The sequence below is a fragment of the Metabacillus rhizosphaerae genome, assembly GCF_037201795.1.
Classification (GTDB): domain Bacteria; phylum Bacillota; class Bacilli; order Bacillales; family Bacillaceae; genus Metabacillus; species Metabacillus rhizosphaerae.
The window spans coordinates 3,682,905-3,704,160 of the sequence record NZ_CP147403.1 but is presented as its reverse complement, the minus strand read 5'-3'; the positions used below and the strand labels follow the sequence as shown (position 1 = coordinate 3,704,160).

16 protein-coding genes are annotated in these 21,256 nt (G+C 35.4%); 3 read left to right on the top strand and 13 right to left on the bottom strand.

Features of this window, described 5'->3' with window-relative positions; translation table 11 throughout:
- The first annotated feature begins 41 nt into the window (after positions 1-41).
- The 3 genes from WCV66_RS18120 to WCV66_RS18110 all read left to right on the top strand — a co-directional run bounded on the left by WCV66_RS18120 (position 42) and on the right by WCV66_RS18110 (position 2,486).
- Positions 42-968 carry a S66 peptidase family protein gene (locus tag WCV66_RS18120; RefSeq protein WP_066340887.1) on the top strand — a complete coding sequence of 309 codons (927 nt, stop codon included), beginning with the start codon at positions 42-44 and terminating at the stop codon, positions 966-968.
- Positions 969-990: 22 nt separating this feature from the next.
- Positions 991-2,181 (top strand): SLC45 family MFS transporter, encoded by a 1,191-nt coding sequence (locus WCV66_RS18115; RefSeq protein ID WP_338786398.1) that lies wholly within the window; start codon positions 991-993, stop codon positions 2,179-2,181.
- A gap of 167 nt (positions 2,182-2,348) precedes the next feature.
- Positions 2,349-2,486: a hypothetical protein gene (locus WCV66_RS18110; RefSeq protein ID WP_338786397.1), complete on the top strand. Its 138-nt coding sequence runs from the start codon at positions 2,349-2,351 to the stop codon at positions 2,484-2,486.
- Between the two features lie 20 nt (positions 2,487-2,506).
- On the opposite strand, the gene WCV66_RS18105 is transcribed toward WCV66_RS18110, so the two are convergent.
- The 13 genes from WCV66_RS18105 to WCV66_RS18050 all read right to left on the bottom strand — a co-directional run bounded on the left by WCV66_RS18105 (position 2,507) and on the right by WCV66_RS18050 (position 21,018).
- Positions 2,507-2,689 carry a hypothetical protein gene (locus WCV66_RS18105; RefSeq protein WP_338786396.1) on the bottom strand — a complete coding sequence of 61 codons (183 nt, stop codon included), beginning with the start codon at positions 2,687-2,689 and terminating at the stop codon, positions 2,507-2,509.
- 1 nt (position 2,690) lies between these two features.
- A complete protein-coding gene (locus WCV66_RS18100) occupies positions 2,691-3,872 on the bottom strand; it encodes a hypothetical protein (RefSeq protein ID WP_338786395.1) in 1,182 nt (393 codons plus the stop codon).
- A gap of 291 nt (positions 3,873-4,163) precedes the next feature.
- Positions 4,164-5,126 carry an aldolase catalytic domain-containing protein gene (locus tag WCV66_RS18095; protein ID WP_338789489.1) on the bottom strand — a complete coding sequence of 321 codons (963 nt, stop codon included), beginning with the start codon at positions 5,124-5,126 and terminating at the stop codon, positions 4,164-4,166.
- Positions 5,127-5,389: 263 nt separating this feature from the next.
- The gene (locus WCV66_RS18090; protein ID WP_338786394.1) at positions 5,390-6,949 is read right to left on the bottom strand and encodes an arylsulfatase; all 1,560 of its coding nucleotides are present in this window, start codon (positions 6,947-6,949) and stop codon (positions 5,390-5,392) included.
- A 95-nt stretch (positions 6,950-7,044) separates the two neighbouring features.
- Entirely contained in the window at positions 7,045-8,928 is a 1,884-nt protein-coding gene (locus tag WCV66_RS18085) for a family 43 glycosylhydrolase (RefSeq protein WP_338786393.1), read from the bottom strand.
- Positions 8,929-9,057: 129 nt separating this feature from the next.
- Positions 9,058-9,201: a sporulation histidine kinase inhibitor Sda gene (sda, locus tag WCV66_RS26880; protein ID WP_413789594.1), complete on the bottom strand. Its 144-nt coding sequence runs from the start codon at positions 9,199-9,201 to the stop codon at positions 9,058-9,060.
- A 108-nt stretch (positions 9,202-9,309) separates the two neighbouring features.
- A complete protein-coding gene (locus tag WCV66_RS18080; protein WP_413789593.1) occupies positions 9,310-13,242 on the bottom strand; it encodes a carbohydrate-binding protein in 3,933 nt (1,310 codons plus the stop codon).
- A 416-nt stretch (positions 13,243-13,658) separates the two neighbouring features.
- The gene (locus WCV66_RS18075) at positions 13,659-14,075 is read right to left on the bottom strand and encodes a hypothetical protein (protein WP_066340906.1); all 417 of its coding nucleotides are present in this window, start codon (positions 14,073-14,075) and stop codon (positions 13,659-13,661) included.
- 19 nt (positions 14,076-14,094) lie between these two features.
- Positions 14,095-14,940 (bottom strand): carbohydrate ABC transporter permease, encoded by an 846-nt coding sequence (locus WCV66_RS18070; protein WP_338786392.1) that lies wholly within the window; start codon positions 14,938-14,940, stop codon positions 14,095-14,097.
- Between the two features lie 3 nt (positions 14,941-14,943).
- On the bottom strand, positions 14,944-15,876 hold the full coding sequence (locus WCV66_RS18065) for a carbohydrate ABC transporter permease (protein ID WP_198165171.1): 933 nt from the start codon (positions 15,874-15,876) through the stop codon (positions 14,944-14,946).
- A 97-nt stretch (positions 15,877-15,973) separates the two neighbouring features.
- A complete protein-coding gene (locus WCV66_RS18060) occupies positions 15,974-17,227 on the bottom strand; it encodes an extracellular solute-binding protein (protein WP_066340923.1) in 1,254 nt (417 codons plus the stop codon).
- Positions 17,228-17,438: 211 nt separating this feature from the next.
- Entirely contained in the window at positions 17,439-19,235 is a 1,797-nt protein-coding gene (locus WCV66_RS18055; protein ID WP_338786391.1) for a glycoside hydrolase family 2 protein, read from the bottom strand.
- Between the two features lie 25 nt (positions 19,236-19,260).
- The gene (locus WCV66_RS18050; protein WP_338786390.1) at positions 19,261-21,018 is read right to left on the bottom strand and encodes a glycoside hydrolase family 2 protein; all 1,758 of its coding nucleotides are present in this window, start codon (positions 21,016-21,018) and stop codon (positions 19,261-19,263) included.
- Positions 21,019-21,256: the final 238 nt, after the last annotated feature.

Here is a 21,256-nt window from a genome sequence, read left to right as displayed (position 1 = left end):
ATCATAAACATAAATTGTTGCAAATATAGGGAGAGGAAATTATGGCTATAAGCCCCCCAATGTTACAAAGAGGAGATACGATTGGATTGGTAACACTCGGTAGTCCTCTTGATGCAAGTATTATCAATGCCCGAGTCCAATATTTGAGAGATTTAGGGTTCAATATCGTTTATGGCAGGCATGTTTATTCTTATGAGGGCATCACAGCTGCACCAGCTCAACAAAGAGCCGAAGATGTCATGAATATGTTCAGAAATCCGAGCGTCAAAGTGATTTTATCCACTAGAGGAGGGACGGGGGTTCAGACCATTCTTCCTTACCTCGATTTTGAAGTTATAAGAGCGAATCCTAAAATAATATCTGGTTATAGTGATATAACCGTACTGTTAAATAGCTTGTATCAATCTAGTAATATCATTACTTTCCACAGTCTTATGCTAATTGATTTTAGAGTAGAAACACCTGCTTATAATTTCAATCAATTCTTTGCAGCAACTTCTACTTTGACATCACCTAGAACGATTCAAAATCCACCGAATATGCCTCCAGTGAGTTTAGTACCAGGAAATGTAACTGGTCCAATTGTAGGTGGGAATTTGACTTCGTTAGTCAATACTCTCGGTACACCATATGAACTGAATACACAAGGAAAAATCCTTTTTTTAGAGGAGACCCATTCACCTAGTAATATGATTTTCAGGTATCTTACTCAATTAATGATGTCAGGTAAATTTAAAGATTGTCTTGGAATTATTATGGGGGAATGTACAAATTGCCTTGTATCTTATGGTAAAACATATAACGATTTGATTAATGATTTGCTAGTTCCCTTAGGAAAACCACTGATGATCAACCTTGCTACCGGGCATGGCTTTTATAAAGCTGCTATTCCTATAGGTGCTACTGTTAATCTCAATACGACAGATAATAGATTAACAGTACTTGAACCAACCGTTTCAAGGAAGTAATTGAATTTAAAGGAGAACAGCGATGAAAAAAACATGGCTATTAGGATTTGGGTTTTTTAGCATTAGTCTTGGATGGGCCTTGTACAATGGATTTGTTCCATTCTTTCTTAACGATTATCTTACAAGCACGGCATTAATTGGATTCCTGATGACGATTGATAATTATTTCGCCTTGTTTTTGCAGCCATATATCGGAAATCGAAGTGATCGAACCAATACCCGCTTTGGTCGACGTATGCCTTATTTGCTTTTTGGTATTCCAATTGCTGCTTTATTTTTTGCGCTTATTCCATTTCACTTTAACTTGATAACATTAGTCATGTTTATGATATGTATGAATTTATCTATGGCTCTTTTCCGATCTCCAACAATTGCTCTAATGCCTGATATTACCCCAGAAACTAATCGTACAAAAGCGAACGGAATTATTAATTTTATGGGTGGCTGTGGTGCGATATTAGCTTTAAGTGTCGGTTCTGTTTTATTTAGCATTGAAGAATTTTTACCATTTTTGGCGGTTTCATTTCTTTTTTTAGTGTCTTTATGGGTTATTTTTATAAACATTAAAGAAAACCGTGACACCATTCCTCATGCTAATACTTCAGCACCTAAAATAAGCTATAGAAATGAATTAACTTCACAGACTGTTTTCCTGTTAGCTGCTATCTTTTTTTGGTTTATTGCAATTCAAGGCATGGAGGCATTATTTACTTTGTATGGAGTAAATGAGCTTGGCTTATCAAAAAGCTCTTCGGCATTTTCATTGGCCTTCTTTTCGTTAAGCTTTGTAGTATTCGCAATCCCAAGTGGACTATTAGGTGCAAAATACGGTAAAAAAAATATGATTGTGACCGGGATTTTAGGCCTGGTTTTCATTTTTTTACTATTAAATTGGGTAGAATCAGTTTTTTTCCTACGATCAATTCTATTTTTTGGGGGAATATTTTGGGCATTTATAAATATCAATGCGTACCCTTTTATTGTTTCAACTGGGAGTGAGCTTAGTTATGGTACTCGAACTGGTTTATATTATTTGGTTTCTTCATTAGCAGCGATCATTTCACCACCAATTTTAGGGCTTTTAGTTGATTTTTTTGGCTTTGGACTATTATTTTTTGCTGCTGCAGGAAGTATGCTCCTTGCATTAATCTGTATGCTTAAGGTTAACAAAACAGAGTCTTATTCTCCTTCGGTTATTAAACTGAATGGATAAAAAATCTGGAAGTGTAGACTTTATCTTTTTAGCTAATATAAATAACGAGAGTAAATTATTATAGGTTAGGGTAACCATTAGATAAAGTCTGTCGATTTTATCATATAATCAGCTAATCTTTCATATGTACTAAATATAGTTTTAACTTAGGAAGGAGTATAAAAGAAATGAAGAAGCTAAAGATAATTGAAGATTTTAGAAGTGCCAGCGAAGTTCATGATGACGTAATAAAGAAGACAAGAGGTAAAAACGAATCGGTTATAAAGGAAGCTGAAAAATACTTAAAAGAAACAAAAAAGAACTAAGAGAAAACCTCTTAGTACTATTATTTATGCTTATTTGACCAGAACTTGCTATCAGCAGTATGAGCAATTTGATTGGACTGAACATAACTAATTGCCTGGTTAATAACATCATCATTTTTCTTTTTAATATTTTTTATCAAATCATCATGAAGAGAACGAGAGTTGCTTTTTATTTCATATACAACTACCTTTTTATTACCCATGTTATCTCCCTCCTCCTACTTCTGTTTTTCTCATAAATTTAGTATATAGTTCACAACAAATCCATAGAAGGTCTTGTGCTACTTTTATGTTAATTTTACCATGCTCATTTGTCGGATTCCAATCATTTTGCTGTGATTTATCCATTATTAGGCTCAATACCCATCTTTCTTGGTTTTCTAATATTACAGACCAAGACACTATGCCGCTTCCTTCATCATGTATAAAAGCAGAGGGAGGTTTATCTATAGCCATAATAAAAATATTGTCTTGTTCACTTCTTTGAATGGTTGGAGGAAGTTCTGATTGATTCACACCTGGTGGAACCACTTCTCTTTTGATATGATCATCTTTTACAGAGTACAAAGCATACTTAACTCCAAAATCAAGATGAGATAAAGTCAAATCGTTATTAACTAATAAACTTAAATTGCCCTTCAGCTTATTAAGGAAGGCTTCAAGTGTATTTTTGGATTGTTTTGCAAATTCAAGTTCGTCTTGTGTTGCTCGAAGCTGAGTTATTAAATTTGTAATGTTATCATTACCTTTGGCTATTTCGATGTTTAATCGTGAGTGCTCATTTTTAAGTTGCTGTGTTTCTTTTTCAAAACCTTTTTTATCTATTACAGCTTCTGACCGGACATCTTTAATTTCCATAGTTATTTTTTCTAATTGTTTTTTAAGTTCATCTTCTTTATTCTTTGATTCATCTTTCAGCTTTTTCACATCTTCTTTTAATTCATCTTTTAGCTTTTTGAAATCATCATGAATGAACGGTTTTAACATGATAAATTCTTTTTTCTTAAAATGCTCATAAGTACCTAAGTGAAAATACTTTCCGTCAATCGTAATCATTTCCTTAATGACGTGGTTACGCAATAATGAAGCAAACATAATAACTAGTAATCCACCAATAATGAATGTCTCGGTATTAGAGAAGTTTTTAAAAGAGAGATAGGTTCCACCAAAGGTAATGACAGCTCCTACCAGTTTCTTGTACGTCAAAGCGGACCTAAAATTAGGCAGCGTAAATACTTCCTTTATCATATTTTTTATTATTAGCCTCTGAGTATATACTTTGTCTGTGGAACGGTCAGCAACATTTAATGCCCTCAAATAACTAGAAAGCTCGGTATTTAATTCTTCTAACTTATCCTCTATCTTTCTAATAGGTTCTAATGACATGTTTTTTCTCCTATTTTTTACTCTTCATTTAACTATTATAACAACACCACATTTGGTAAATCTATCTAATTTTTATGATAATAAAAAGTAATTAATTTTTTATTTCCATGTTAATATCCTCTATGAAAATTAGAGATTATTAATAATTTAATATACTGATGGACCAATATAAGATGATTCCTTTTTTCTCCCCTTATACTCTTGTTTATATAAATATTCTGTAAATAAGAAATACATTGAACACAAAATAAAAAAGTACCTTACAGAGAAAAGGTACTTTTCAAAAATATCTTATTTTGTTACTGGAGCAAGTGAAGCTTCTGGTGATGTAACCTTGTCGTAGAAATCTACATATTTGTCACGATCTTCACTATCACGATATGCCATCGCAACACGTGGGTGTTCATTTAATGCACCAGAGATCATGTATGGAATGATATAGCCCCACTCCCACTTTTGACGCATCTCAAGCATATGCTTCTCAATAACGCCAAGAACTGGCTTCATTTCATAGCTTGCTTTTTGGATATAGGTAACGAGAAGCTCTGTGTGACAGTTTCCAGCCGCACGACCCATGCCATAAACTGATGAATCAAGGAATGTAACTCCATTTCGCATCGCTGTTAAAGTATTTGCGAATGCCAGCTGCATGTTGTTATGCGTATGAATACCAAGTTGTTTATTAGGTAGCATTGCTTTAAACTTTTTCACTTGATGCTCAATATCCGTTGGAGATAGGCTTCCAAATGAGTCAACGATATAGACAACATCTACAGGGCTTTCTTTCACCATTTCAAACGCTTCAATAAGCTGTTGTTCAGGTACACTTGATAAAGCCATAATGTTAAGTGAAGTCTCATACCCTAAATCATGGAACATTTGGACAAGCTCTAAGCCTTTGTCTACTTCACGAATGTAACAAGCGATTCGAATCATATCTAGCACACTTTGCTCACGAGGTAAAATATCATTTGGGTCTACACGCCCAATATCTACTAGAGCGGACAGTTTTGTAAACTTTTTCTCAGTGATTACTTTTTCCTTAAGGAACTGATCGTCAAGAAATCTCCAGTGATTAGGCTCTTTCGCGTTAAGCAACTTTGCCGAATTTTTGTAGCCTATCTCCATATATTCAACACCAGCCTCACTTAGGCCATTATATAAATCTTGAACAAATTCAATACTGAAATCCCAATTGTTTACTAATCCTCCATCACGAATGGTGCAGTCTATAATATTTGTGCGATTTTCCATAGTCATTATTTCCTCCCGATTTATGTAAAATTTCATTTAAATTTCTCACAAAGGAAGGTGAGTGTCAACCTATTTTGTAAAACTATTATGAATTGTTGTGAAATAGAGGTTATTGAAATTAGGATTATAATGTTAATAGGTGATTATTAGGACAAAAAGAGGTATCAAACTTATATTGATATTGATTACCTCCCTATTAAATACTCGCATCCAAATATAAGGGTGCAGCTTTATTATATGCACCCTTAAATAAATGATACAATTCAATCTTTAACTTCAACTTTTGTTAAGATTCGGGGGTAAACGCCGGTTCTTTTTGCCCATTCTTCCCATGTTCTCTTCAGTTCTTCTACAAGAACTGGATATGTATCTTTCAAGTTATGCGTTTCTGTGCGATCATTATTAATATTGTAAAGTTCCCAATCTTTTTCTCTTACTTTTGATAGTTTCCATTTTCCTTGACGAATTCCACAATGCTGTTCATGTTCAAAGCAAAATGTTCTTTGTGGAGTATTTTTCCCGAGAAAGGCGGGTTTCAAGCTTTCACCTTCCATCGGCAGAATGTTATGGCCATTATAATTTTCAGGATACGTTGCACCAGTAACATCAACAATAGTTGCCATAAAGTCGATAAAGTGTCCTGGTCGATGATCAATTTCTCCGTTACGTTTCACCTGCTCTGGCCAATGGGCGATTAAAGGCGTACTTATTCCTCCTTCATGACCATAATGTTTATAAAACATAAGTGGAGTACTACACGCATTCGCCCATCCTGAACCGTAACTATGATAGGTATCTGGGCCACCCATTTTATCTAAATCCTCTTTTCGATGTAAAAAATTAGAGGTTGTCATCCAGTTATCAAATCCCCATGGATCCCATTCGGCACAAGCACCATTATCAGAGCAAAATAAAATCAATGTATTATCAAGTTCCCCATTTTCACGAATATTATCAAGGACTCGACCAATGTTTTGGTCCATACGATCGACCATTGCAGCATAGATGGCCATTCTTTTCACTAAATCCTTTTGACGATCCGGATCAATGGAATCCCATGGTGGATTAAGCCCATGAATATCTCTATCCCTATTCCAATATTCAGATCTTGGTGTTAATGGTGTATCTTCGTCAATGATTTGTAAGTTCTTCATCCGCTCTAGACGCTCTTCGCGTATCTTATCCCAGCCTTTTTCATATACCTTTTCATATTTAGCAATTTCCTCTTTTGGTGCTTGTAACGGAAAATGTGGAGCATTATAAGCAAGGTAAAGAAAGTATGGATGATCATCCTCACGAGAATCTTCAATAAAATCCAATGCGTGGTCTGTAATAGCATCTGTTGCGTAAAATTCTCCTTCTGCGTAATTGTGTTCTGGTCGACCTTCAGGCAAACGTATATATTCTTTTTTATCCCAAAAGCTTGTAAAGCCTCCTAAAAGACCGTAAAAATCATCAAAGCCTCGCTCAATTGGTCCATGTTTTCCAACATGCCATTTACCAGATAAATACGTATGGTAACCATCTTCTTTTAAGACTTCGGCAAGAGTAACACACTGATCTTTCAAAAATCCTCGATAACCTGGGGTTTCACGATCTTCTGTCATTTCTCCTACGCCAGCTTGATGTGGATATAATCCACTTAAAAGTGAAGCACGGCTAGGGCAACAACGAGCAGAATTGTAAAATTGAGTAAAACGCAGTCCATCCATTGCAAGTTGATCTAGATTTGGTGTCAGAATCTCTCCGCCAAAACTTCCTAAATCTGAAAATCCTAAATCATCTGCTAATATTAATAAAATATTTGGTCGATTTTTTGTCATCTCTATCCCTCCATACCTTCAATTGTGTCTCTCATTCTTATGATCTTAATAACTAGTAATGTGCTCTTTCCTATGCATTCTCTAGTCCATGTACTCTAATCCAGCTTTTTAAGGCTTATAAAATCTAAATCAGCCATTCCTTCACCCTTTGAAAAGGTGATTCGATTAATTCCTGCTTTTAAATTCACTTTTACAGAAGTGAATTCCCAGTAATCCCAACCATTATTTTTATATGCAATTGAACCGATCAGCTTGTCATTCGCAGATACTGCATGAGTACTCGTTGAATTTGTACCATTTGCATATTTCACCTGTAATTCATATACCCCTGATGTAGGTACCTGTATTGGAAACGTAACTTGGCTATCTTTATCGTCAAATTTACTTACTTTCTGATTGTTGGATAAAATGGAATCATTAACAATATCCGCTTGTTCCAATCTGGCATGCTCTGCTTCATACTTATAGACAGTTTGTTCTTTCGGAATTAATTCAATCGAATCAATTTCTGTATAAAGTTTCCCTTTTGCAATTCGAATCGTGTTTTCTTCTTGATTTAACGATAAATCCATTTCTGTTTCTTTCCAAGAATCCCAACCAAAGCTGTCATAGATTAATTCTTCCTGGGCTTGTCCGTTAATCGAGACATTATGACTTGTTTGTTCTCCCATTCCATTCGAATATCTTACCTTCATTGTATAATCGCCTGCCGGCACTTGAACTTGAAACTCTATAAAACTATCTTCATAATCAATGTATCCTACTTTTGCTCCACCTGAGGCAGCTGGGTTATGTACTACCTTTGCTTTATTAATAGTAGCTTGTTCTGCCTCGTACTTATAAATAACCCCTGGTAGCTGAGGAATCAGTCTTCCTTTTGACTCTCCTGAAGGTACACGTTGTAATGTATCGGCAGCTACTGGAACTCTAAAGTTAGGTGTTCCATCTTCATTCCAAGAGAATTTTTGCATACGAACATTCCGGTTCCATCCTGCTCCTTTAAACTTAGCTGCATGGTAAACAATCCAGTCTTCTTTACCATCAGGAGATTTGACAAAGCTATTATGGCCAGGTCCATAAACACCGAGTGCTGGGTTCTTTTCAAATACTGGGGTAGGGTTCTTCTTCCAAGAATCAGGATTAATCGGATCCAATCCAGTTAATGTCAACATCCCTAGGCAGTAATCATCCGTCCAACTTCCACTGGCTGAGTACACGATAAATACTTTCCCTTGTTTATTTTTTAAAATTTGAGGGCCTTCATTGATGTAAGGGGTTCCATTCAATTCCCAATTTAGCTCTGGTCTTGAAATTTCTACTCGATCCCCGCTAATTGTCCAAGGATTTTCTAAAGGGGCGATATATAATTGTTGGCTGACATTTACGTCTCCCTCCCAGCCTGACCAGACAAAATATAATTTATTTTTATATTCCAGAATTGTTCCATCGATTGCCCATTTATCTGAAGGGTCGGTTATTTTTCCAAATTTAGTTCCCTCTGGATGGTGATATGGTCCAAATGGATCGGAGCCTTCTGATTCAAGGACATACATTCTTTGTTTGCCCATATCCCCATCAGATCCAGCATAATAGATGTACCATTTTCCATTGATAAAATGCATCTCAGGTGCCCACATATGGTGTCCATTTGGAGCATCTGGACTAGGTGTCCATACAACCTTCTTCTCGGCATTACCTAAATCTGATAGATTTTTAGATTTCCAAATCGTAATATTGCTACCAGTTGTCTGTGTGTAATAATAGTAACCATCCGTGTGTTTGACAACCCAAGGGTCAGCCCCTTCTCCAACCACTGGATTTTTAAACAATTCAAATGATTGTTTTTTATAAAATGTGGAGTTCATATTTTTTGTTGTGCTAGAATTTTCAATAGCAAATAACTCAATAGGGGAATTCCCTAAAATGAGAGGTAAAATGAATACTGCAGTAGCCAGCTTATAAAATTTCTGTTTTTTCATAAATTCTTTCCTCCCTTATTTTTATCCAAATTAATTAAAAAAATATGCTTCCTTCATATCATTGAAACAACTTTTACCGTTTTATCGGTGTTTAAAAAATTCTAAATAATGAAGGTTTTGAATAAAATTTCATTTAACATATAAACATCTTGACACTAAATTTCTATTTTTCATTTCTACTTCTAATAAATTAATAAAATATGAATTAACATTTAATGCTTTTGCTTTCTTATAAATAGTAATAAGGAAATCATTACTTATCTTTTGAATCAAATTTATACACCCTCCTCATTACAAGTTTCTCCATTTTATTGCCGTTCAAGTTAATAGGAAGGTAGATGTGTGGTTCCTACCTTCCTATTCGTTTTTTTGTGTTGCTTTTTATTTTTTCTCTATTGTTCTTAATAGTCTTAAAGCATCTGACTCAAATACTTGCTTTATGTTTTCAGATAAACCATTTTCTTTTTCTACTATTTTTCGAAAATCATTAAGGTGTTTTATCGACTGATCGAATTTCCCTTTATCTAAATGATGTTTTGACTGATTTAATTTGTTTGTTAATTTTTTATTCACACTATGTGCAACATCACCAGCTTCTGTCAACGAATCAAGATCATTTTTTATCGATGAATGAGATGTCTCTATAGGTTTTAGAACAAAATTATCAAATTTCGTGTAATTATAGTTTGATCTCAAGCCTACTTTTCCTTGGGTAAATGCTGTGCTGCTGTTGTCTGTATAATCTATTTTTGGGATATCATCATCGCCAACAAATACCTTTATATTCGTCCCTTTTGCAACAACTTTAATATGTTGCCACGTATTTAATGGCTCACTGATGTCAGCACCTTTTAGGTATGTCCAGTTATAATTAAATTTCCCTAAATGAACGCCATCCTTATTGATATACGCGACATAACCTTGCATAAAATCAGGATTGTTTTGACTTAGCTCAATCCCATTGGCTGGATTATTTACTCTAAAAATTAACCCGCCATCACCTGTTCCAGCTCCAATATTGATATCTGCTTCAACTGTATAATCCTTCCATTTACTATCTCCGATGACCGATTTCGCAAACGTACCTGGAGATGTACTGTACTCCCCTTCAACTGCAGGTGGCTCTTCATCGTTATTTAATGAAAAATCAATACTTCTAAAATCAAACTCACCTTTAACCATTTCGACCTTAATTGTATGCTGTCCAGCTGGTAAGGAAACATTTTCCTTTATGACACTCTCCCAGTTATCCCAGCCTCCTATTTTTGGGACATCAATAATTCCTGTTAAATCAACGGTATCATCAAGCCAAAGTCTAATTTGACTTCCTTCTAATTCGGTAGCAACTTTTATATCTACTTGATAATTCTCTTCCTTTTCAATATCGACATTGTATTTTAACCATTCTCCCGCTTGATTCCAGCCAACATTATATCCACCCTCTGGATTAACGCGGATATCAACAGAATCTCTCCTGTATTTTCCACCAATATTTTCAGGTGAAAGATCATGATATCCAATACCTTCTCCACCTGTTAGATAATCGGCCGCCAGTATTTTTCCTGGAAGCTTTTTATGATGATCAAACCTATGAAGTGTTAGACTAGAAAAATCAAATCCTCCCTCTACGGTGACGAGCTTTATTGTGTGTTTGCCAGCGGGTAATGATATGTTCTGTAAAGAAATGGTTTGCCAGCTATTCCAATCACCTGTTTTTGGAATGCTTATTTCTCCTGTTAAATCAATTTCGTCATTTAGTAGTAGTTTTACTTTTCCGCCATCCTCGATTGCAGAAGTAAGGAGATTAAGACCATATGTGCCTGATTCTTCAATGTTTACGTCATATGCTAGCCATTCACCTGTTTGGTTGGACGTAACAGCGTACCCTCCTTCTGGATTCACTCGAATATCAACAGAATCTTCACGGTATTTATCCCCACTGTTTCCCATCGTGTTGTCATGATAGCCTACTCCTTCACCACCAAGATTGTATTCCTCAGCTTCTATGATTCCAGGCACTGGTTTATGAATATCAAACGATGTAAACTCAAGACCAGTAAAATCAAATTCTCCCTCGACGATCTCCACTTTAATCGTGTGCTCACCCTCAGGCAATGTGATCCCTTTTTTCATAACAGGCTGCCAATTATTCCAATCACCCGTGTTAGGAACCTCTAACACATCAGTTAAATCTGTTTTATCATCTAGCCATAATCGAACCTTTGCATTGTTAAAGGTTGTTGCAGTATTTAATTGAACATTATAGAGGCCTGCTTCTTTAATGGATACATTGTATTTAAACCATTCTCCTGTTTGGTTCCAGCCAACTGCAGTACCCCCTTTTGGATTATTTCGGATATCAACAGCATCTCCTCTTAATACACCACCAATATTTTCCGCAGTTGTTTCATGGTAAGCTACCCCTTCACCACCGGTGATATAATAGGCAGCCCCAATTGAACCTGGAATTGGTTTATAGGCATCAAAAGAGCTAGGTTTATTTGTTTTAACCGTCCAAAATCCCTCTATTTCTTCCCATCCATTACTCGTTCCATCATTAAAGTTTGAAGCTAATTCTTTTACTTGCTTATGTTTTTGGAATTTCATATTGGATAAATCAAATGTTCCATTTTCGACAGCAACTTTTAACGTATGCTGACCCTTCGGTAATTCTACTCCCTCAATCGAGAGTGTTTTCCATTCATCTGTCTTTGGAATGTTTATTTCACCTGTCAGATCAGTCGCTTCATCTAATACTAATTTCACCTGTGCATCCTCGCTTGAAGCTGATACTCTTAGATCTACATTGTAAGTACCTGCTTCTGAAATATTGACATTGTAATTTAGCCATTCCCCGGTTTCATCTAAGCTTACGTTATAACCACCTTCGGAATTCACTTTAAAATCAACAGCATCACTTCTATATTTTCCACTAGTATTCTCTTTGGTTGTATCATGATAGGCTACATCTTCACCGCCCGTATTATAATGCACGGCTTCAATGGTTCCTGGTAATGGCTTGTATGCATCAAATACATTGCTTCCGTTCACTTTATTGCTGAAAGCCGTATAGCCAAATGCAGCATGAATATCAGATGTTGCATATCCGATTTTCCCTTCATCTAGCTCTGGAATTTCATGTGTTTGCTTTTGCATGCCATCTACAAAGATCTTAAAGGTTGAAGAAGTCTTTTCTACTCGTATTTGGTGAAGCTTAGAATAGTCATAGCCTTCAGGTAAAGCTGTAGCTTCCCTTTCTTTTTCAATTCCGTTTACGATAAAGGCGGTTTCTAATTGATTTTTTGTAGGACTTAATACAGCTAGGCCGTAGTTACTTTCATCTTTATAGGAGAAAACAGCACCAAAGTATGGATTGCTACTTGAGCCTTGTTCAATTGTTTTCATATTGAATTCTGCCGTGTAATCTGAATCTGTAGATTCCTTCGTCAGTTGCTTAAATTGTTTCGCGTCATTTATTGCCGTTTGTTTAAGCCAGCCAGTCATATCTGAAGCAATACTCCAGTTTCCGCCGTTGATCGTTTCCCAATTCTCATCATAGGATGAATCGGTAAAGCGCTCACTGAAATCAGGTAGGTCCGGGTTAGGCTGTTCAGTTGTTGTTGGGCCAAGAACGAGCATTTTATCTCCATTCCAAGCTATTCGATCTAGATTCATATATCTGCCTGGATTTGCATGACTATGATAAACCATATATTCGGAATCAAGATCTGGTCCGCGGACGACTGAATTATGACCTACTCCTACATTTGCCCCTTCTGTGTTTAGTAAGATTGGATTTTGTTCGAATTCATGTGAAAAATCAGCAATTGGTGAATCACTGCTTGCATAATCAACACGGTATGCCTTATTCCACACGTGGTTTCCTGTATATGTCATATAATATTTACCATTTCTTTTAAGAATTGTTGGCCCTTCTGTCCAGCCATCCATTTCTGCGCCAGTGTTTGAAGCTTGGCCAAAAGTATAGGGATCTGACATTAAACGTGCATCAATTCTTTGATTACCAGTACTATAGAAATACCATTTCCCGTCATCATCAATAAACACATGTCCATCGATTCCCATGCCAAGGTTATTTGTCTGCTTCACAAAAGGTCCTAGTGGGTTTGAGCTTTTGTATACATAATGCCCATTTCCACCAGGTGATGTGTACATATAAAAATGACCATTCCAATACACAACCTCAGGAGCATAGGCTGCCTTTGTTGTAGGCTCCTTCGTAACTAAACCACCGTACTCCCAATTCACCAAATCTTCTGACTTCCAAGCCTTTACTCCACTCTTATCATCCACTGTACTAACATACAGATAATAAGTGCCATTGTGTTTTAAAATATAAGGATCTCCTTCTCCATAAAATATTCCTGTATCCCACTTCCAAGTATCTGTTAATTTAAAGGGGTTACTGTAAGCAAATGCTGAGAATGGGAGGGATAAAACAATGCTAAATACAATGACAATTGATAGTATCTTTTTCAGAAAAATCGCCTCTTTTCTTAAAGCAATTAATTAGACGTTCTATTAAGTACTAAGCTTATAAAGTTTTACAATTTTATTTCTTTCGTAACTGAATCGTTGAAAAACTCGAAAAAAAAAATCAAGCTATAACCAAAGGCAATGATGGAATCTTAACTTTCCTTTGGTTATATACTATTGATTTTTAATGGGTCCATAGTGACAAAAAAATAGTAGGTCGACTGATGATCTTATTAATTTTGTAAATGATAGTTTACCAGCTTTGATATGGATTTATTTTTAGCTAACGCTAGAAGACCTGCTGATAGAAACATTAACGATCCTAATATATCCATAACGAAATAGGAGGCTAACCCTAATAGGATAAACCAAATAGGTTTTTTTACTTCAGCTTGATCATCCTTTAATGATTTCGCCAATACGAAGTTCAGGATTCCTAGAATAACAAATAACATTCCAAAAGTAACGGCAAACATATATAAGCTTCCAAAAATAGACTGTGCTGCCTCAAGCTTGGCAATCGTTGGATATGTGGAATGTAATCCTTCATTTTTAATAAAAGAAGCATAAACAAAAATGGTAAGCAGACCTGAGACGATTTGCCATATTGAACCGATCATTATTAATCTTCTTTCTAGCTTTCTATTCATCATATAACCTCCTATCCTCTTAACCTTTAACCCCTGATGACAAGGAGAGTGATTCCATAAAGTATTTTTGTGTGAACAAATAGAGGATAAATGTTGGAACAATAGCAATTAGTGCCCCTGTTAAGGCGTGAGCAACATCAAGTGCATACATCCCCTGAAGTAATTGTAATCCTGGTGTAATTGGCATTTTTTCAACTTCATTAAACACAATTGATGGCCATAAGAAGTCATTCCATGAACCTGTAAATGTAAACAACGCAACAACCGTTAAAACAGGTCTTATTAATGGCAAAATTAACTTTGTGAAAATTTGAAAATCAGAAGCACCATCCACTCGTGCCGATTCATCAAAATCAATAGGAATCCCTTGCATGAATTGCCTTACAAGAAAGATATTAAAGACACCAGCTGCACCTGGAACAATCGCAGCCATATAATTATTTACCCATCCAAGTGTATCGATAATTTTATATAGGGGAATAAGATTTACAACTGCTGGAAACATCATGGTTGCCATTAAAAAGATAAAAATGGCATCTCTTCCCTTGAATTTCATTCTTGAATATCCATAACCAGCTAATGATACAAGCACGATGACTAAAACCGTTTGTGATACTGAAATAATAAGTGAGTTCATAAACCATTTCGCCACTGGAGCACTTGTGTTCGCAAAAAGAACATCCTGGTAGTTACCAATGACCCAATTGATCGGTAAAATTGTAAAGGCACTTGATTGAATATCAGCTTCACTTTTGAATGAAGATAAGATTGTATACAGTAATGGTACAATCCATATAAAAGCCATAATTAACAAGAAGATTAATGAAATTCCTTTAGTAATACGTTTTTTCTCCAAGGTAAGCACCTCCTAGTCACGTTGTCTTAAAAAGAAGAATTGAATGGCAGAAACAATCATAATGCAAATCCCAAGAATAACAGCCATTGCTGCCCCAATACCTGCAATCGAAATACCTGAACCAAATGCATTTTCTTGAATGTACATTAACAGTACGGTAGTCGAGCTTGTTGGTCCACCTTTTGTTAACATGAGAGGTTGCCCATATACATTGAATTGTGCAATAGTCGTGATCACAACGGTGTATAAGATTTGCGCTCTTATACTTGGAAGCGTGATTTTAAAGAATTTTTGAACACTATTCGCTCCATCGATAGACGCTGCCTCATATAAATCCTTTGAAATACCGTTCAGTGCCGCTTGATAAATGATCATATTTCCACCGATTGTCCACCAAACTGTTACGATGACTAATGTAAACCAGGCATAAGGCTGAGTAGATAGCCAGTTTGTATCAACATTTAAATAATGATTGATAGGTCCAAATGAAACACTAAATAACATAGCAAATACGATCATGACGGCAGAAACCGAGAACAATGTTGGCATGTAAAACAATGCTTGGAAAAATTTCAGCCCTTTCGGTTTCGTATTTAGACCTGCAGCTAAGAGCAAGGGAACAATAATACAAGCAGGTACTGTAAAAAGGACAAATTTAAATGTATTTCCTAAACCTATTCGTAATTGATCGTAAAAGGTAGAATCTTTATTAACCAAAATTTCTGCATAGTTTGCCAGGCCAACAAATTCAGGCTCGCCAATTAGGTCCCAATTCGTAAAGGAAATGTAAATACCATATAAAGTTGGAAATAGAAAAAAGATACCAAATAAAATGAGATGTGGTCCAATATAAAGATATGGAGATAGATTTAGCCGTTTTTTTCGAGAATTTTTCATTATTGCAGTAGACATACTTAGTTCTTTATTCTCTCCAGTATTTATCATCGTTTTTAACTCCTATTCTTTCGTTATCGAATAGAGAGAGGTCTGACTCTATCTAGAGTCAGCCTCTGGCAGTTTCTTTTACTACCTGCGTTTAGAATTATTTTTTATTGTTTGCAATTTTATCTTCAACTGCTTTTTGAGCATTTGCCAGTCCTTTATCAATCTCTAATTTCCCAAACATTGCATCTCCAACTAATTTATCAACCTCTTCAGCTACGAAGCCATTGTATTTATAATCAAAGATTTTGAGTGACTCTTGTAATTTAGGGTCTTGCACTAAGAAGGATTGTGGGAGCTCTTTGAATTCTGGATTATCTAATGTCGCTAATGCCGCAGGGTTTTGTCCTGCTTGAGCCCATGGTAGAGAATTTTCTCTAATATAATCAAGGAAATCCATCATCCCTTTTGTTTTCTCTTCAGATCTATTTTCGTCTTTAAACATGACGAATTGGTGGGAGGAAGTCCAGTTTACAATTTTGTCAGGAGAAACTTGTGCGAAGCTTGTAATGCCCCAATTTAATTTTTCCGCTTCATTTAAACTATTTTGCATCCAAATACCTTCAGGATAAAAAATCGCTTTATTCGATTTGAATAACTGGCCAGGGTCTTCTCCATCTTTGTTAGAAATTTTATCATCGACTAATCCTTTTAATAATTCTAGTGCTTCTTTCGCTTCTGGCGTATCAAGAGTTGGTGTTTCACCATCACTAGTAATATCTCCACCTAGTTGATTGTAAATTGATAAGAAGATTGGTCGTGTCCAAGTTAATCCAATACCAGTAATACCGTCTTTTCGAGAAATTTCTCCTGCTTCTCTTATTTCATCAAATGTAATAACGTTATCATCAAGTGCATTTGGTGCATATTTTTCTAGTAAATCTTTGTTATAATACATAACAAAGCTGTGAACATCTAATGGAACACTGTATCTACTACCATCAATATCTCCAATATTCCATCCTGCTGGTACATAGTTTTCTGCTTTGATTTCAGGATAGTCAGCTAATTTTTCATCAAATGTAGTTAGCAAATCATTTTCGACAAACTGCTTAATTCTTTCGGCATGAACAATTGTCAGATCGGGAATTCCTTTTCCTGAGTTTACGACCGTTGGAATTTTTGTATACATATCATCCGCAGTGATTGATACATTCTTAATCTTGAATTCTGGATTTGTCTTATTATATTCATCAACAATTTTCTTCATATTTTCGCCATCAGGACCTGTAAAAGGATTCCAATAAAGAATTTCATTTTTAGATGAACCTGAGCTAGATGAACTACTGCACCCTGATAAGACAATTGCAAACACAATAAGGATTGAGAACATGAATACTACTTTTTTCTTCATTTGTGTTACCTCCCTTTAAATTAAAATCTTGTATACTACCAATACATCAAAGTCGAATTTTCTATAATTCCCCTCCTTTTAAAGCGTTTTCATTAGATTGCAGGCGACCTTACAGAAAGCTATTTTCTTTATGTAAATCACTTGAGGCTATCTCAAAAGGAATGATTCTATGATTTGAGATAACCTCAAAAGAGATTTCAGTTTAAATGGATTACTTTACTATATTTAAATGCCACATATCATTTATTTTTCGAATTTGTTCCAAATCACACTTTGGCTTTCGATCATATGTTAATAAGCCATTAATCTCCTGTTCCACATCTGTTAATTGTGTATAACAATAACCATGCAATGAGCTTGAAGCGTATACTGCTTTCATCACTCTTTCATAATCTGCTAAATAATCCTCCGCATTGCTGACTGACGTATAGCCCCAACCACTTTCATCTCCCACTTTATACCCTATACCACCAAACTCAGTTAAGAGAATTGGCTCACCAGAGTGAGTGAAGCCTTGAGTGTAGATATTTCTTCCCGCTGGTTTTGAGTGAAGTAAATTTTCAGTTGTTACTAATGAGCTTCGAAACTCATTGTATTTATCCACTTCATCCTTATGGCCATGATTATAGTTATGGATCGCACAAATATCTGTTTTCGTTAACTCCCACCCATCATTTGAAATTACTAATCTCGTTTTATCAAGTGAATGGATTATATGATACATCGCTAATGAATGGTGCTTTTGCTGGCTGTTGTTGGAAATATCAGGAACTCCCCAGCTCTCATTAATAGGAACCCATGTTACAATACAAGGATGATTGTAATCACGCTCTATGATTTCAAACCATTCCTTTGTTAGTCGTGCAACTGCATCCTCACTATAGGAAGGTGAAGCAGCACATTCTCCCCATACTAGAAACCCTAGCTTATCTGCCCAATAAAGAAAGCGTGGATCTTCTACCTTTTGATGCTTCCTACAACCGTTAAATCCCATTTCTTTTGCTAATTCAATATCCTGCTTTAACGCTTGATCTGTTGGTGCAGTCAATAAACCTTCCGGCCAGTACCCCTGATCAAGCACAAGCTTTTGATAATAAGGTCTATTGTTTAGATAAACCATTCCATTTTCGGTATGGATTTTTCTCATACCGAAGTATGAATTGATTTCATCAAGTACGGAATCTTCTTCTAACAAGCGGATTTTCACATCGAATAAATTAGGATTTTCAGGTGTCCAGTTCCATCCAACATGATGGAATCCGGTTCTAAATATCTTTCGATTATAGAGATTGATCGATCTTTTCAGATAATTTTCATGTATTTTTATCGTTTCATTTGCTACATGTTCATCTTTATAGGTAATATCAATTTCTACCTTTTTATTTACATATTCACCTGCTATTTCAAAATCAATTGTTATATCACCATTGTCAATATCAGGAGTAAATCTCACTTTTTTTATATGTGTTTTATTCACTGCCTCTAACCATACTGTTTGCCATATGCCAGTTGTTCGTGTATACCAGATCGCAGCAGATTTTTCAATCCAATACTGTTTTCCACGAGGAATCGTTTCATCTTTAGAAGGGTCTTCAACTCTAACGACAACTGATTGTGTTCCTTCTATTAAATAGTTTGTAATATCGAAAGAAAAAGATGTGTGTCCCCCTTCATGAGAACCGACTAAATTCCCGTTAATGAAAACCATTGAACGATAGTCAACAGCACCAAAATGTACGAGAATTTGCTTACCCACCATCGAATCGGGAATGTCGAATTCGCGTCGATACCATACCCAATCATGAAATGTAGGATCATTAATTCCACTAAGCTCTGTTTGGTAAGCAAATGGAACATTTATTTTTTGCTTATATTCTCTTTCTTTCTCAAACCATTTTTCTTCTAATCCACTATTTTGATCATCAAAATCAAAATCCCATTCTCCATTAAGATTAAGCCAGTCTTTTCTAATTAATTGTGGACGAGGGTATTCTTGTCGAAATGTCATAAACTTCTCCTTTAGCTAAGTGGAATTATTTATTATTTATTTCTCTAATTTTGGTTAGATCTATTTTTGGTGTTCGATCTTCATTTAGGAGTCCATTAACCTCTTGCTGCACATCAGTAATTTGTGTATAACAGAATCCACTAATATATGGAGTATCTTTAATTCCTTGAGTAATAGATTCATAACGAGTTAGAAACTCTTCTTCATTCTTTACCTGATTACCATAGCCCCAACCCTCTTCAGAGTTAAATGCAATTCCACCATATTCACTAATGATGATTGGTTGGCCCTTATATTCATATCCAAGTGCCATTGCATGCTTTGATTTATTGAATGCGATTTCATTTTTAACGACCTTTTCTTTATCTTCATAACGCTTTAGGAATTCATCTCCATATTCGACATAATCATGTAGGGTAATAATGTCTGAAACAGTATGTTCCCAACCGTCGTTGACAATAACAGGTCTCATGCTGTCGATTGCTTTGGTTAGATGATAGATCCCTTCAGTAAATTTTTGTTGCTTACTGTCAGTATAAATATTTTTTACGCCCCATGACTCATTAAACGGTGTCCATGTAATAATGCTTGGGTGGTTATATTGTTGTTTGACAACCTCTATCCATTCTTCTGTGAAGTTTTGAACAGCCTCATCTGAAAATTCATATGTTGCCGCCATTTCAGACCAAACAAGAAGACCTTTTTTATCTGCCCAATAGAGGTATCGTTGATCTTCCACCTTCATATGTTTTCTTACTCCGTTAAAGCCCATCTCTAATGTTTTATCAATATCCTCTATAATTGCTTCCTCAGATGGTGGTGTTAAATGTGATTCACTCCAATATCCTTGATCTAAAAGGAGCTTTTGATAGATTGGAACATTATTAAGCAATATATTTCCATTTTCTATTGAAATCTTTCTCATCCCGAAATATGACTTTACATTATCTATTTCTTCACCATTTCTATATAAAGTAAATTCAACATCATATAGATTAGGAGATTGCGGGCTCCAGTGAACAACTCTCCACTCGTGGAAGTCACTTGCAATATTTGTACTAATTGTCTGGTTCGCACGTTCGATTGATTGTTCAAAAGTTTTGATTTGCTGACCTTTAAAAGAAATGGATGTTTTTAAGCTTAAGGAGGAATTAATATCTCCTGAAATTCCATAAGAAAACTCAACTGATTCTGTATCTATATTAGGAGTGATTTTGACCGCTTGTACATGTGCATCATTTAAAAACTCAAGCCATACTGTTTGCCAAATTCCAGTTGTTTGAACATACCAGCATCCATAATTATTATCTAACCATCTTTGTTTTCCTCGAGGCTGATAGCAGCTTTGACTATCCTCGTTTTTCACGACAATATTTAATTCATTTGTTCCTTCTAGGTAGTCGGTTATATTAAAAGAAAAAGCAATCTGACCGCCCTTTCGTTCACCAACAAATATTCCGTTTACCCATAGTTTTGTTATATAATCGGCAGCTTGGAAATGAAGTACAATTTCCTTTTGTTTATATTCATTAGGGATCGTTACGCTTTTTTGATACCAAACATTAGGACAAAAAACTTCTTCCCCTATTCCACTAGCTTTTGTTTCATATGTAAAAGGAACAATAATTTTTTTATCAAAAGTTGATTCTTCGTACCATTTTTCCTTTTCACCTTTATTTTCTTTATCAAATTTAAAGTTCCATTCACCATTTAAATTCATCCACTCTGCTCTTTCAAATTGAGGACGAGGGTATTCTTTTTTTGGAATATTTATATCTACCATTCTATCTATCTCCTTTTTAATTATTACAATAAAATTGTATTATTACTGTTTTTCTGTATCTTTAATAAAAGAATACCCTTTCATTTTCTCTTTGTCAACAATGTAATTAGATTTTCTGTTTAATTACATATTTATTGTACTTATTAAGAAGGTTGTCAAAAAACAAAGGGTCAAACCCCGCTGTGACACATTCTATAGGCTTTTTACATGCGAAAAAGCGCTATAAAATGTCGTTAGG